The organism is Rhodoferax sp. P2_H8_2, from assembly GCF_056403235.1.
In genome coordinates, this window is sequence record NZ_JBFUFW010000004.1 from 66,333 (window position 1) to 81,245 (window position 14,913).

The 14,913-nt window shown below is 60.9% G+C and carries 13 protein-coding genes; 11 read left to right on the top strand and 2 right to left on the bottom strand.

Annotated elements, in window-relative coordinates; translation table 11 throughout:
- Positions 1-25: 25 nt before the first annotated feature.
- Both fumC and acs read left to right on the top strand, forming a co-directional pair.
- A complete protein-coding gene (gene fumC, locus AC1DV6_RS08720; protein WP_477977059.1) occupies positions 26-1,441 on the top strand; it encodes a class II fumarate hydratase in 1,416 nt (471 codons plus the stop codon).
- A gap of 433 nt (positions 1,442-1,874) precedes the next feature.
- Positions 1,875-3,872 carry an acetate--CoA ligase gene (gene acs, locus AC1DV6_RS08725; protein ID WP_477977060.1) on the top strand — a complete coding sequence of 666 codons (1,998 nt, stop codon included), beginning with the start codon at positions 1,875-1,877 and terminating at the stop codon, positions 3,870-3,872.
- A 61-nt stretch (positions 3,873-3,933) separates the two neighbouring features.
- On the opposite strand, the gene AC1DV6_RS08730 is transcribed toward acs, so the two are convergent.
- A complete protein-coding gene (locus AC1DV6_RS08730) occupies positions 3,934-4,248 on the bottom strand; it encodes a c-type cytochrome (protein WP_477977061.1) in 315 nt (104 codons plus the stop codon).
- A gap of 102 nt (positions 4,249-4,350) precedes the next feature.
- On the opposite strand from AC1DV6_RS08730, the gene AC1DV6_RS08735 reads away from it, so the two are divergent.
- Entirely contained in the window at positions 4,351-4,602 is a 252-nt protein-coding gene (locus AC1DV6_RS08735; RefSeq protein WP_477977062.1) for a TIGR04438 family Trp-rich protein, read from the top strand.
- Here AC1DV6_RS08735 and ilvD read toward each other — a convergent pair.
- Entirely contained in the window at positions 4,599-6,296 is a 1,698-nt protein-coding gene (ilvD, locus tag AC1DV6_RS08740) for a dihydroxy-acid dehydratase (RefSeq protein ID WP_477977063.1), read from the bottom strand. The two genes, AC1DV6_RS08735 and ilvD, sit on opposite strands and share 4 nt — an antisense overlap.
- A gap of 103 nt (positions 6,297-6,399) precedes the next feature.
- Here ilvD and AC1DV6_RS08745 point away from each other — a divergent pair, with 103 nt between their 5' ends.
- The 8 genes from AC1DV6_RS08745 (at position 6,400) to AC1DV6_RS08780 (ending at position 14,899) form a co-directional block, all read left to right on the top strand.
- Positions 6,400-7,335: a LysR family transcriptional regulator gene (locus AC1DV6_RS08745; RefSeq protein ID WP_477977064.1), complete on the top strand. Its 936-nt coding sequence runs from the start codon at positions 6,400-6,402 to the stop codon at positions 7,333-7,335.
- Entirely contained in the window at positions 7,313-8,140 is an 828-nt protein-coding gene (gene lgt, locus AC1DV6_RS08750; protein ID WP_477977065.1) for a prolipoprotein diacylglyceryl transferase, read from the top strand. Before AC1DV6_RS08745 ends, lgt begins: the two co-directional genes overlap by 23 nt.
- Positions 8,141-8,260: 120 nt before the next feature.
- The gene (locus AC1DV6_RS08755; protein ID WP_477977066.1) at positions 8,261-8,929 is read left to right on the top strand and encodes a GntR family transcriptional regulator; all 669 of its coding nucleotides are present in this window, start codon (positions 8,261-8,263) and stop codon (positions 8,927-8,929) included.
- Complete coding sequence (locus AC1DV6_RS08760; protein ID WP_477977067.1) at positions 8,926-10,419, top strand: malonyl-CoA decarboxylase domain-containing protein; 1,494 nt, start codon at positions 8,926-8,928, stop codon at positions 10,417-10,419. Before AC1DV6_RS08755 ends, AC1DV6_RS08760 begins: the two co-directional genes overlap by 4 nt.
- 55 nt (positions 10,420-10,474) lie before the next feature.
- Complete coding sequence (locus tag AC1DV6_RS08765; RefSeq protein ID WP_477977068.1) at positions 10,475-11,497, top strand: Bug family tripartite tricarboxylate transporter substrate binding protein; 1,023 nt, start codon at positions 10,475-10,477, stop codon at positions 11,495-11,497.
- Positions 11,498-11,507: 10 nt separating this feature from the next.
- Positions 11,508-12,299 carry an enoyl-CoA hydratase/isomerase family protein gene (locus AC1DV6_RS08770; RefSeq protein ID WP_477977069.1) on the top strand — a complete coding sequence of 264 codons (792 nt, stop codon included), beginning with the start codon at positions 11,508-11,510 and terminating at the stop codon, positions 12,297-12,299.
- 2 nt (positions 12,300-12,301) lie between these two features.
- On the top strand, positions 12,302-13,846 hold the full coding sequence (locus tag AC1DV6_RS08775; RefSeq protein WP_477977070.1) for a malonate--CoA ligase: 1,545 nt from the start codon (positions 12,302-12,304) through the stop codon (positions 13,844-13,846).
- A 3-nt stretch (positions 13,847-13,849) separates the two neighbouring features.
- Positions 13,850-14,899: an HD-GYP domain-containing protein gene (locus AC1DV6_RS08780; RefSeq protein ID WP_477977071.1), complete on the top strand. Its 1,050-nt coding sequence runs from the start codon at positions 13,850-13,852 to the stop codon at positions 14,897-14,899.
- The last annotated feature ends 14 nt before the right edge of the window (positions 14,900-14,913 follow it).

Sequence of the window (14,913 nt, forward strand, 5' to 3'; positions counted from 1 at the left end):
CAGGTCAACCCCTGCCCACCCCATCATGAGCCTTACACCTGCAACCCGTACCGAGCGCGATACCTTTGGCCCGATTGAGGTGCCTGCCGACAAGCTATGGGGCGCGCAAACTCAGCGCTCGCTGCAGAACTTCGACATTTCCGGCGAGCGCCAACCCATGGAGATCATCCGTGCGCTGGCCCAGACCAAGCGCAGTGCAGCGTGCGTGAACCATGCGCTGGGTCTGCAGGACGAGAAAAAGACCAATGCAATTGTGGCCGCGGCGGATGAAGTTATTGCGGATAAACATCCGGATGAATTCCCGCTGGTGGTCTGGCAAACCGGCTCCGGAACGCAGACCAATATGAATGTCAACGAGGTAATCGCCAACCGTGCCAGCGAACTGCTGGGCGGCGCGCGCGGGGAAGGGCGGCTGGTGCACCCCAATGACGACGTGAACCGCAGCCAGTCCAGCAACGACGTGTACCCGACGGCGATGCATGTGGCAGCGGTGACGGCGATCCGCGAGCGGCTGTTGCCCGCGCTGGTGGTGCTGAAGACGACGCTGGCGCACAAGTCGCGCGATTTTCACGACATCGTCAAGATAGGCCGCACGCATTTGCAGGACGCGACTCCGCTGACGCTCGGCCAGGAGTTCTCGGGCTACGCCGCGCAGCTGGCGCATGGCGAAAAACACGTCGAGGCTGCACTCGCCCACCTGTATGAGTTGGCGCTGGGCGGCACTGCGGTGGGCACTGGCCTGAACGCACCGCCCGGCTACGCGCACGACGTTGCGGCCGAGCTGGCGCGCCTGACGGGCCACCCCTTTGTAACCGCGCCTAGCAAGTTCGAGGCGATGGCGAGTTGCGATGGCCTGGTGCATGCGCACGGCGCGCTGAAGACGCTGGCAGCCAGCCTGAACAAGATCGCCAACGACGTGCGCTGGTTGGCCAGCGGCCCGCGCAGCGGCATTGGGGAGTTGAGCATCCCCGAGAACGAACCCGGCTCCAGCATCATGCCGGGCAAGGTGAACCCGACGCAGAGCGAGGCGATCACCATGCTCTGCGCGCAGGTGATGGGTAACGATGTCGCGATCAACATCGGCGGTGCGTCCGGCAACTTTGAACTCAACGTCTTCCGGCCGATGGTGGCGCACAACTTCCTGCAGAGCGTGCGCCTGCTGGCCGATGGCATGAAGAGCTTCAACGACCACTGCGCCGTGGGCATTGAGCCCAACCGCGAACGCATTGCCGAGCTGGTGGACCGCTCGCTGATGCTGGTGACGGCGCTGAACCCGCATATCGGTTACGACAAGGCGGCCTTCATCGCTAAGAAGGCGCACAAAGAGGGCACCAGTCTGCGCGATGCGGCCATTGCCAGTGGGCACCTCACTGCCGAGCAGTTTGATTTGTGGGTGGTTCCGGGGGATATGGTGGGGCGCGGGGCGCTATCTAATTCATAGCTGCTTACGCACGTTTAATGCGGGCTACAGACCATTTTTTGCTGTATTTTCCTGCCGATGGATGGGTATACCGGGAGGCCTCATGCTGTTCTCTGCGAGAACAGGAAATCGGCTTCCCGGCATACCCATCCCCCGGCGAGTTGAAGCAATCTGAGCAGGAAAGGTCTTGAGTCAGAACTACTGCCCACTCCCGGGTCAGTGCGCCTTGCCCCCGGTAGCCGATTTCCTGTTCGCGAAGAGAACAGCATGAGGCCACCGGGGGCAAGGCGCACTGACCGGCGAACGCAAAGGCCCGAGGTTATGACGTAGGTAACCCCAGGTAACTCTCTGAGCCGTTTTCGAGCAAAATTCGTAAGGCTGCAGCAAGTCAGTGGCTTGTAAGTGCAAACCACGACAGTCCGGGCAGTTTTGATTTGTTCGAGGAGACAACAACATGAGTACATCGTCGTCGGCCATGGAATCCCTGCTGGTGGAAAACCGCGTGTTCCCCCCAAGCGAAGCTATGGTCAAGGCCGCCCGCGTTTCTGGCATGGAGGGCTACTACGCACTCTGCAAAGAAGCGGAAACTGATTTCGAAGGCTTCTGGGCCCGTTTGGCGCGCGAGAACGTGGTCTGGAACAAACCCTTCACCCGCACGCTGGACGAATCCAACGCGCCGTTCTACCAATGGTTTGACGACGGCGAACTCAATGCTTCGGCCAACTGCCTCGACAAACACATCGGCACGCCCACAGAAAACAAGGTGGCGGTGATCTTTGAAGCCGACGACGGCACGGTTACCAAGACCACCTACAAAGAGCTGCTGGCCCGCGTGAGCCAGTTTGCCAACGCGCTGAAGGCCGATGGCGTGAAGAAGGGCGACCGCGTGTTGGTCTACATGCCCATGACGCTGGAAGGCGTGATCGCCATGCAGGCCTGCGCCCGCATTGGCGCAACCCACAGCGTGGTGTTTGGCGGTTTTTCCGCCAAGGCTCTGCAGGAGCGCATCATTGACGCCGGCGCCGTAGCAGTCATCACGGCCAACTACCAGATGCGCGGCGGCAAAGAGCTGCCGCTGAAGGCGATCGTCGACGAGGGCCTTGGCTTGGGTGGCTGTGAGTCCATCAAAAATGTATACGTCTACCAGCGCACGCAAACCGCCTGCAACATGGTGGCGGGCCGCGATAAAACGTTCACCGAAGCGCTCGCTGGCAAGAGCACTGAGTGCGCGCCGGTGCCGGTAGGCGCTGAGCATCCGCTGTTCATCCTCTATACCTCCGGCTCTACAGGGAAGCCGAAGGGCGTGCAGCACTCCACCGGCGGTTACCTGCTGTGGGCCAAGCTGACGATGGACTGGACGTTCGATTTGAAGCCCAGCGACGTGTTCTGGTGTACTGCCGACATTGGCTGGATCACGGGGCACACCTATGTGGCCTATGGTCCGCTGGCTGCCGGTGCGACGCAGATCATCTTTGAAGGCGTGCCGACTTTCCCGAACGCCGGCCGCTTCTGGCAGATGATCGAGCGCCACAAATGCACGATCTTCTACACCGCGCCCACAGCCATTCGCTCGCTGATCAAGGCTGCGGAAGGCGATGCTGCCGTGCACCCGGACCGCTCCGATTTGTCCAGCCTGCGCATCCTCGGCTCGGTGGGCGAGCCCATCAACCCCGAAGCTTGGATGTGGTACTACAAGAACGTGGGCCACGAGAAGTGTCCTATCGTCGATACCTTCTGGCAGACGGAGACAGGCGGCCACATGATGACGCCGCTGCCCGGCGCGACTCCGCTGGTGCCCGGTAGCTGCACGCTGCCGTTGCCCGGCATCATGGCTGCCATCGTGGACGAGGTGGGCAAGGATATTCCCAACGGCACTGGCGGCATTCTGGTCGTCAAACGCCCCTGGCCGTCGATGATCCGCACGATCTGGAACGATCCCGAGCGCTTTAAGAAAGCCTACTTCCCTGAAGAGATGGGTGGCACGCTGTATCTGGCCGGTGACGGCGCGGTGCGCAGTGCCGACCGTGGCTACTTCCGCATTACCGGTCGTATTGACGATGTGCTCAACGTATCCGGCCACCGCATGGGCACGATGGAAATTGAATCGGCGCTGGTGTCCAAAACTGATCTTGTGGCCGAAGCCGCTGTGGTGGGCCGTCCCGATGACTTGACCGGAGAGGCGATCTGCGCATTCGTAGTCTTGAAACGCCCGATGCCCAAGGGCGACGAGGCCAAGGCGATTGCCAAGGAATTGCGTGACTGGGTTGCCAAGGAGATTGGTCCGATTGCCAAACCCAAGGACATCCGCTTTGGCGAGAACCTGCCCAAGACCCGCTCCGGCAAGATCATGCGCCGCCTGCTGCGCTCGCTGGCCAAGGGTGAGGCCGTTACGCAAGACACGTCTACGTTGGAGAATCCGGCGATTCTTGACCAACTAGGCCAAGCCTACTGATTGGTTTGCACCTGCATTGAAAAAGCCCGCAATAGCGGGCTTTTTTTATGAGGGGAGAAGCTTATTTCTGGCTCAGCACCCATGCCACCAGTTTCTTGGCTTCGGCTTCGCTGACTTGGGGGTTGGCGGGCATTGCTACCGCACCCCATACGCCACCGCCGCCCTTGATGACTTTGGCCGCCAGCATATCCGCGGCTTTTTTGTCACCTTTGTACTTGGCCGCCACATCCTTGTACGACGGACCCAGAATCTTCTTGTCGATCGCATGGCAACCCATGCAGTTCTTTGCGGTGGCCAACGCCTGGTCGGCAAACGCCGGCGCAGTGCTCAACACGGCGGTCACGCCAAACGCGATAGTGATCAGGGTACGTTTCATTGTTTGCCTCTTGGGGTTGGGTTACAGTTCAGCAACGCTATTTTAGGCATGGCGGTTGACATTTGTCTTACCGCGCTTGGGTGCCCTTTGCAGGAGACGATCATGTATTTGCTAGGTTTGGGTTTGATTTTTCTGGCCATGAAATATCTGGAGATCGATCCGGTTTCCCAATGGTCCTGGGTCATAGTGCTCGCGCCCTTTGGCTTGGCGATGGCCTGGTGGGCTTGGGCCGACGCTTCGGGTTACACCAAAAAGAAAGCTATGCAACGCATGGAAGAACGAAAACAGGCCCGCATTGACCGGAGCAAGGATGCCATCGGCACCCTGAGCTCCAAGAACAAGAAGAAGCGTTAACGGTAATCGTCCAGCACCGCGCCCTTGCTGGCGGTGGATGCATTGAACGCAAACTTGGCCTGCACACCTCGCGTGTAGCGTGGCTTGGGCGCTGTCCACGCCGCACGGCGTTTCGCAATCTCGGCCTCGGGCACATTCAATTCGAGAATCAACTGGCGTGAATCGATAGTGATGGAATCGCCTTCCTGCACCAGCGCAATCACACCACCGGCTGCGGCTTCGGGTGCCACGTGGCCCACCACCATGCCCCAGGTACCACCAGAGAAGCGGCCATCGGTGATCAGGCCGACGCTTTCCCCCAGGCCCTGACCAATCAATGCCCCTGTTGGCGCCAGCATCTCGGGCATGCCGGGGCCGCCCTTGGGGCCCAGGTAGCGCAGCACCATCACATCGCCTGGAACGATCTTGTTGTCCAGAATCGCCTTCAATGCGGACTGTTCATCTTCAAACACGCGGGCTGGGCCGGTCATCACCGGGTTCTTCAGGCCGGTGATCTTGGCAACCGCGCCTTCGGGGCTCAGGTTGCCCTTGAGGATGGCGAGGTGGCCCTGCTTGTACATCGGGTTGTCGATAGGGCGGATCACATCCTGATCGGCACGCGGTACATCCGGAATGTCCTTGAGCACTTCGGCAACCGTTTGGCCGGTGATGGTGATGCAGTCGCCATGCAGCAGGCCAGCGGCCAAGAGCGTCTTCATCACTTGCGGAATGCCGCCTGCGCGGTGCAGGTCCACGGCCAGGTATTTGCCGGAAGGCTTCAGGTCGCACAAGACAGGCGTCTTCACGCGCACGCGCTCGAAGTCGTCAATGGTCCATTCGACGCCCGCCGCGTGGGCGATAGCCAGGAAGTGCAGCACCGCGTTGGTGGAGCCGCCCGTGGCCATGATCACGGCCACTGCATTCTCGATCGACTTGCGCGTCACGATGTCGCGTGGCTTCAGGTCTTTCTTGATCGCTTCCACCAGCACCTTGGCGGATTCCTTGGCCGAGTTCATCTTCTCGTCGTGCGGGTTGGCCATCGTGCTCGAATAAATCAACGAGATGCCCAAGGCTTCAAAGGCTGACGACATGGTGTTGGCCGTGTACATGCCCCCGCAGGAGCCAGTGCCGGGGATGGCGCGGCGTTCGATTTGCAACAGGTCTTCGTCGCTCATACGGCCCGCGGCGTTTTCACCCACGGCTTCAAACACGCTGACGATGTTCAGGTCTTTACCCTTGTAGGTGCCCGGCAGAATCGTGCCGCCGTAGACGTAGATGGCGGGCACGTTGGCGCGAAGCATGCCCATCAGGCCGCCGGGCATATTCTTGTCGCAACCTCCGACGACGACGACGCCGTCCATCCACTGGCCTTGCACGCAGGTCTCAATACAGTCGGAGATCACTTCGCGGCTGACCAACGAGTACTTCATGCCCTCGGTGCCCATGGCCATGCCGTCAGAAATCGTCGGCGTGCCAAACACTTGCGCGTTGCCACCGGCTTCTTCAATACCGGCAATCGCAGCATCAGCCAGCTTCTGCAGACCGCTGTTGCAGGGGGTGATGGTGCTGTGGCCATTGGCCACGCCGACCATGGGCTTCTTGAAATCGCCTTCTTCATAGCCCATCGCGTAGTACATGGAGCGGTTCGGCGCGCGGCTCTTGCCTTCGGTGATGTTCTTGCTGCGGGGGTTCAGGACGATGGGTTTGGTGGTCATGGTGTCTCTCAAGGTGTGAGGGCTGTCAAATTCTGGCTGGAGTATGACCCTTGTCATTGATTCTTTCCAATCCATTGTTAAACTGTATTAATATCTTTTACATATGAATACGCCGGCAACCAATGCTCCATGGATTGAACTGCGCCTGTGGCGCCAGTTCATCACCGTGGCCGAAGAACTGCACTTCGGAAGGGCTGCACTGCGCCTGAACATGACGCAGCCGCCGCTGACGCAGGCGATTGCCCAACTGGAGCGAAGCCTGGGCGTGATGCTGTTTGCCCGCACCAAACGCAGCGTGCAGCTCACCTCTGAGGGATTGGCCTTGCTACCGCAAGCGCAGGAGTTGCTGCAGCGGGCACAGAACCTGGTGGCGCAGGGCAGAGCGCTGGCGGTGGGGGAGTCGGGGCGCTTGAAGCTGGCCTTTGTGTCTACGGTTGGCTTCTCATTGCTGCCGCAGTGGGTGATGGCGTTTCGCCAAGAGTTCCCGGGCGTGCAGCTCGACCTGGTGGAAGCTACGGGCGACGTGCAGTTGCAGTTACTCAAGTCCGACGAGGTGGATGCAGGTTTTGTGTTGCACGCCAGTGGATTTGCCACAGAAGGCTTGCAACGCTTGGTGGTAGCGCAGGAGCCCTTGGTGCTGGCGATGCCGGAGCAACATGCGCTGGCGAAACGCAGGGTGCTGCGGCTGCAAGACCTCTGGGCGCAGCCGCTAGTGACCTTTCCGCGGCGCATCGTGCCATCGCTGTTCGACGCGATCTTTGGCATGTACCACGACGCAGGCAAGCTACCAGTGATTGCTCAGGAGGCGATCCAGATGCAGACCATTGTGAATCTCGTCTCAGCAGGGCTGGGCGTGGCCTGGGTGCCTGCCAGCGTGCAGCAGTTTCAGCGATCTGGTGTGGTGTACCGCAAAGTGCAGGGGGCAGTGCCGGGTTGCGAGACCAGCCTGGTCTGGCAGCGCAGCAGCCCGACACTGACCCGGTTCATGTCGTTCGCCAACGGGCACAATGCACGCCATGCTGATTCACCCGCAAATTGATCCCGTCGCCCTGCAAATCGGGCCCATCGCCATTCACTGGTATGGCCTCACCTACCTGGTGGCCTTCGCGCTGTTCATGTGGCTGGGCAGTCGTCGCCTGCGGCATGCGCCGTATGCGTCGATGCAAGGGCCATCCGCATGGTCGTTCAAGGATGTGGAAGACATCCTGTTCCTGGGCGTGATGGGCGTGGTACTGGGCGGGCGCATCGGCTACTGCCTGTTTTACAAACCGGCCTATTACGCGAGCCATCCGCTGGAAGTGTTGTATGTGTGGCAGGGCGGCATGAGTTTTCATGGCGGCATGCTGGGCGTGATCGCCTCCATGGTGTGGTTCTCGCTGTCGCGCAGAAAACCGTTCTGGCAAGTGGCGGATTTTGTGGCGCCTTGCGTGCCTACCGGCTTGGCCAGCGGGCGCGTGGGTAACTTCATCAACGGCGAGTTGTGGGGCCGTGTCAGCGATCCGGATCTGCCCTGGGGCATGGTGTTCCGCGGCGCCGGCAATTTGCCGCGCCATCCGTCTCAGGTTTACCAGTTCCTGATGGAAGGTGTGTTGCTGTTCATCCTGCTGTGGTTGTATGCGCGCACCGCCCCCAAGCAGGGGCGCGTGGCGGCGGCCTTCCTGTTTGGCTATGGCGTGTTCCGTTTCATCGCCGAGTTTTTCCGTGAGCCCGATGCCCATCTTGGCTTGCTGAGCCTCGGCATGAGCATGGGCCAGTGGCTATGCGTGCCAATGATTCTGGCGGGTGCCACGCTGTGGTGGTGGATGGGCCGGCCCGCGGCATTCTCCGCGTCGCCTAAGGGTTAGTCCCCGTCTTGGGGACGGGCTGCGGCTCTTTACTACGGCCAAGTAATTACCCATAATTACAGGAAATTATGGTCATTTAGCCGCCCCACATCGCCATCGCCAGTACTCGAGAACACCTCTATGCGCCTGATCCACAACTCGCTGCACGACGAAGTCGCCGACGGTTTGCGCGCGCGGATCTTTGATGGCGTGTTGGCACCGGGCAGTTTCATTGATGAGGCGGCGCTGTGCGCCGATCTGGCCATCTCTCGCACGCCGCTGCGCGAGGCGCTCAAGGTGCTGGCCGCTGAGGGCCTGGTGCGTCACGAGCCGCGCCGTGGCAGCTTTGTGAGCCAGGTGACCGAGCAGGACCTGGACGAGATCTTTCCGGTGATTGCATTGCTGGAAGGGCGCTGCGCGCTGGAGGCTACGCGCAACGCGACGGACGCCGACATTGCTGCGCTGGAGTCTCTGCACACCAGCCTGAAAAAGCACGCCTCGGCCAAGCGCATCACCGACTACTACGCCGTCAACTTCCAGATCCACGAAGCGATCATCACATTGGCCAACAACCGTTGGCTGGCCCAGGTGATTGCCGATCTGCGAAAGATACTGAAGCTTGCACGTCTGCAGCAGTTGCACGCGCCGGGCCGGCTGGAGCAAAGTCTGAGCGAGCATTTGGCCGTGTTCGCCGCGATCAAGGCGCGTGACGGCGAGGCGGCCGATACCGCGATGCGCACCCATCTGCTGCGCCAGCGCGAAGCCCTGCGTGAGCTGGCCCGCACCCAGAAAAGCAGGTTGCTGGCATGAACCAGGATTCCTGGATCAACCGCAACGTGGCACGGCTGATGCCCGGTGGTTCCAAGCCAAAAGAGGCCGTAGCGCCCGCAGAACGTGCGCAAGCAGCTCCTAAAAAAGTAGCGGACACAGAGGCCACGGTGCCAGTCGCCAAAATTCCTCCGGGCCAGCGCAGCACGCGCGCGCGCCTGCAGGCGACGTTGCGCTACGCCGGCGAGGCGCTGTCTCCGCGCATGCTGCGCCGTACGCTGCAAGAGCTGCAGGCCGTGATTGATGACCGTGTCAGCGAAGTGGAAGGCGGCCGCCGCGCCGCTGCGCTGATGCACTGGTATGCGGGCGCCACGCCGGAACGTCGGCAAGACATGTGGCTCTTGATGAGCGAGATGTTCATGGCCGATCCGCACAAGGTGCACGCGGCACAGGCGCAGTACGCAGCAGCCTTGGGCACGCCCGACGAAGCCGCGGCTGAGGTGCACTACCGCCGCGCCACCGTGTCGCCGCGCAGGCGCATCCTGCAGCGGTTCAGCGCCGACGCCACCGGCATCCGTTTTCTGGTGAACCTGCGCGCTGAGATGCAGCCGCTGCTCAAGGGCGACAAGCGCCTGCAGGCGCTGGATGTGGAGATGGAATACATGTTCTCCACCTGGTTTGATGTCGGCTTTCTGGAGCTGCGTCGCATCAGCTGGGACTCACCGGCTTCGCTGGTGGAAAAGCTGATCAAGTACGAGGCGGTGCACGACATCAAGAGCTGGGCCGATGTCAAAAACCGGCTCGACTCCGACCGCCGCTGCTATGGTTTCTTTCACCCGCGCTTGCCCGACGAACCCTTGATCTTCGTCGAGGTCGCGCTCGTCGATGCGCTGGCGGACAGCATTACGCCGCTGCTCGACGAGTCGGCCGATGCGTCGGACCTGAGCGCAGCCACTACTGCCATTTTTTACTCCATCAGCAATACGCAGGAAGGCCTGCGTGGCGTGAGTTTTGGGGATTCGCTGATCAAGCGCGTGGTCGAAACACTGAAGGGCGAATTTCCCAAGCTCAAGACCTTTGCCACGCTGTCGCCGATCCCCGGCTTTCGGTCCTGGCTGGGCAAAAATGCCGCAACTTTGCTGGAGCGGCTGGATGTCAAAACCCGTGAGGAACTGGGCCGTGCCGTCGGATTCGAACCGGTCACGGCGGCGCATTTTCTGACGGCGGCTGAGTCGCTATCAACCATCAAACCCGCTGTACGCCAAATGCTGTTGCGCAGTGCAGCGCAGTACTTGGGACGGGAGACCATGCAGGACCGCCCGCTCGACGCCGTGGCGCGTTTTCACCTGGGCAATGGTGCCCGCGTCGAGCGCCTCAATTGGGCCAGCGATCCGTCGCCCAAAGGGCTCAAGCAGTCGTATGGCCTGATGGTCAATTATCTTTACGACCTCAAACGGCTGGACAAGCACCGCGAGCTTCTGTCTCAGGGCAAAATTCCGGTAGCGCCGGCCATCAGCGAATTGTTTTTTTGAACTGTTTTTTTTTAAGTGTGTTCAGCGTTTTACATATAACAAGCAGGAGACAAACATGACCCGATTCCCCAACCTGGGCGGCACCCGCCGTCGTCGCCTTCTCGCCGCGGGTGCTGCTGCAGCCGCCGTCTGGGTGCTCACGCCCATGGTCGCCATGGCGCAGGCCCCAAACTCGGCGGCGTGGCCCGCCAAGCCGGTCACTGTGATCGTGCCGTTTCCGGCCGGTGGCGGTACCGATGCCTTTGCGCGTCCGCTGTCAGCACAGTTCTCCAAACAGACCGGCAAACAACTGATCATCGACAACCGTGGCGGCGCCGGTGGCACGCTGGGTGCCAGCATTGCCGCCAAGGCCCAGCCCGATGGCTACACGCTGTTCATGGGCGCAGTGCACCACGCGATTGCGCCCAGCATTTACCCCAAGCTGGATTACGACATTGACAAGGACTTCGTTCCGTTGATGCTGGTAGCCAATGTGCCGCAGGTATTGGTGATCAACCCAGCCAAGATGCCCGTGAAGGACTTCAAGGAATTCCTGGAATACCTGCGCAAGAACCCCGGCAAGCTGAACTACGCATCGGCTGGCAATGGCACCTCGCACCATCTGGCGGGCGAGCTGTTCAAACAACAGAGCAAGACTTTCATCACCCACATTCCCTACCGCGGCGCGGGTCCTGCGCTGTCGGCACTGATTTCGGGCGATGTGGAAATGCTGTTTGATGGCTTGGGCTCGTCGGCCAACCACATCAAGGGCGGGCGCATCAAGGCGCTGATGGTATCGGGCAACAAACGCAACCCGGCCTTCCCGGATGTGCCATGCGCGGCCGAGCTGGGCTTCCCCGACTACACCGTGACCACCTGGTACGGCCTGTGGGCCCCCAAGGGCACGCCGACCGATGTGCAGGCGCAGATCATCGATACGGTGAAGAAGACCATGGACTCGGACGAGCTGAAAACCATCTGGGCCAACAACGGCTCCGAGACCAGCAGCCGCACGCAAGCGCAGTTCGCATCCTTTGTACGCAGCGAGATTTTCCGCTGGGCGGCGGTGGTGAAGTCCTCCGGCGCGAAGTTGGATTAAGGAAGACGGCTTGAGCGGTCACATCCAACTGAGGCAAGACGCGGGCATAGCTTGGGTCACGCTGGAACACGCCGGCAAGTTCAACGCCATGTCGCGCGCGATGTGGCTGCAGTTGAAAGCAGTGTTTCAACAGATTCAGTCGGACACCACGTTGCGCTGTGTCGTGGTGCAGGGCGCTGACGGGCACTTTTGCGCAGGCGGCGACATTGCCGAGTACCCATCCTTCCGCTTTGACAGTGAGGCACTGGAGCGTTTTCACGAACAGGAAGTCTGGGGTGGTCTGCAGGCCATGTTGGACTGTGACGTGCCCATCATTGCCGCGATCAGTGGCAACTGCATGGGCGCGGGACTGGAGATTGCCAGTTGCTGTGACATCCGCCTGGCCGCAAGTACGGCGTGCTTTGGTGCGCCGATTGCTCGCTTGGGCTTTCCGATGGCGCCGCGCGAGGCCGAGCTGGTGGCCGGCGCGGTGGGCGCCGTGGTGGCGAACGCCATGCTACTGGCGGCCGAAGTGTTTGATGCGCCAGACATGCATGTGCGTGGTTTTTTGACCCGGCTGTTTGAAGCCGATGCATTGCAGACCCAAGCGACTGCCTGGGCGGATCGCGTTGCCGCGCTGGCACCGCAGGCCGCGCGCATGAACAAACAGACATTTAGGGGTATAAAAGTGGCTGAAAGGCGCATGGAACGTGCGCAAGCAGCTCCTGAAAATATAGCATCCTCGGCGTACGCCTACGCCGATAGCCCCGAACACCGTGAAGGCATTGACGCCTTTTTGAACAAACGCAAACCCGAATTCTGACCATGGCGACACCTATCTCCCCATCGCACAACGCCAACCTGTACGCCGCACTGCGCGCCGGTTTTCCGAAGCAACTCGATGCTTGCGCGGTCGAGACCGACACCGGCCTGCGTTATTCCTGGCGCGATCTGGAAGAGGCCAGCGCGATGGTGGCCAATCTGCTGGCGTTTCTCGAACTGCCCAAGGGCGCACGCGTGGCCGTGCAGGTGGAGAAATCGGTGGAGGCACTGATCCTGTATCTGGCCTGCCTGCGCGCTGGCGTCATTTATCTGCCGCTGAACACCGCCTACCAGAGCGCCGAGATGGCGTACTTCATTGAAGACGCCAAACCGGCGGTGGTAGTGTGCAGCGGCAAGAACTTCGGATGGATCAGCAAGATGGCGTTTCTGGCGGCCACGCGCAATGTGTTCACGCTGAACGACGACCGCACCGGCAGCCTGCTGGACCGCGCTGCGCAGTTTCCACGTACACACACGGTGGCCGTTAGCGCAGAGAGCGACCTGGCTGCGATCATTTACACCAGCGGCACCACAGGGCGCAGCAAGGGCGCGATGCTGAGTCACGGCAACCTGCTGTCCAACGCCCAGGTGCTGCAGAAGTACTGGCGCTGGCAAAGTGGTGATGTACTGATCCACGCGCTGCCGATCTTCCATGTGCACGGCCTGTTTGTCGCCATTCACGGCGCGCTGCTCAATGGCAGCAAGATGATCTGGTGCGCGAAGTTCGATCCCAAGCTGGTGCTGCACAAGATGCGCGAAGCCACGGTGTTCATGGGCGTGCCCACGCTCTATGTCCGCCTGCTGGGCGAGGCGGGCCTGAATGCTGATGCGGTGCGCCATATGCGTCTGTTTATCTCCGGCTCCGCGCCGATGCTGCTGGAAACCCACCAACAATGGCAGGCCTGCACTGGGCACACCATCCTGGAGCGTTACGGCATGTCGGAGACGGTCATGCTGACCTCCAATCCTTGCGATCCGGCCGACGGCGCGCGCGTGTGCGGCACGGTGGGGCTCCCCTTGCCCGGCGTGTCGTTGCGCGTGCAGGGCGACGATGGCAAAGGGCTGCCGCAAGGCGAGATTGGGGGTATCCAGGTCAAAGGCCCGAATGTGTTTGCCGGCTACTGGAACATGCCCGAGAAGACCGCGGAGGAATTCACCTTTGATGGCTATTTCAAGACTGGCGACGTCGGCAAGATCGACGCCAGGGGTTACGTCACCATCGTCGGGCGCAGCAAGGACCTGATCATCAGCGGCGGTTACAACGTCTACCCGGCCGAGATCGAGGGCTATATCAACAACCTGCCCGGCGTGGCCGAGAGTGCGGTCGTTGGCATACCCGATGCAGACTTTGGCGAGGTGGGCGTGGCGGTGGTCATTGCCAAACCGGGTGCGCAACTGATGCCGCAAGACATCCTTGCCACGCTCAAGTCCACACTGGCCAATTTCAAGGTACCGAAGCGCTGCTATGTGGTGGCAGAACTGCCGCGCAACGCGATGGGTAAAGTCCAGAAGAACCTGTTGCGCCAGCAGTACCAGTTACAGTCCTGATCTATGAGTGAAAAGCACCGCGTATTGATTGTTGATGACACAGAGGAAACGCTGGTTGAATTGAGGGATTTGGTGGTTCTGCTGGAGGACTGCGAAGCCAGGGCGTATGTCGATCCCGTCGACGCGTTGGCCTGGGTCAAGGAAAGCACCCAGGCGCTGGATCTGGTGATTGTGGACTACCTGATGCCTGACATGAACGGCATCGAGTTCATTCAGGCGCTGCGAAAGCTCCCGCTGTGCGCCGAAGTGCCGATTTTGATGGTCGCCGCCAACCAGGAAAAGCATGTGCGCTATCGCGCGCTGGACAGCGGTGCCAACGACATTCTGGGCAAGCCGATTGACCGCGTGGAGTTTCTTGCGCGTGCCAAAAATATGTTGACGCTGAGTGCCGCACGCAAACAGTTGGCAGACCGTGCAACCTGGCTCGCTGCGGAAGTGCAGAAGGCGACGACAGAAATCCTCGCGCGCGAACGCGAAACGGTTTTTCGGCTGTGCAAAGCCGCCGAATACCGCGACCCCGAAACCGGCGCACACATCCTGCGCATGGCGCATTACTCGCAGCTGATTGCCAAAGGGCTGGGGATGTCAAAGGCAGACCAGGAACTGTTGCTGGAAGCTGCGCCCATGCACGATTTGGGCAAAGTCGGCATCACCGACAGCATCTTGCTCAAGCCTGCCCGGCTGGACGCTGCCGAGTTTGAAGTCATGAAGCAGCACGCCGAGTTTGGCTACGAGCTGCTCCAGGGCAGTTCTTCACGGGTGTTGCAGGCGGGCGCCGAGATCGCGCGTGGCCACCATGAAAAGTTCGACGGCACGGGCTATCCGCGCGGTGTCAAGGGTGCCGACATACCGATCTTCAGCCGGATTGTTGCGGTGGCCGACGTGTTCGACGCGCTCACCTCCGAGCGTCCGTACAAAAAGGCCTGGGAACTTGAGGAAGCCGTGGATTTCCTGCTGGCAGGCCGAGGAACCCATTTCGACCCGGACTGCGTGCAAGCTTTTCTGACCTCCTGGGAAGAGGTGCTGGACATCCACACCCGCTACCAGGATTAGGCGGGGTAGCGTCT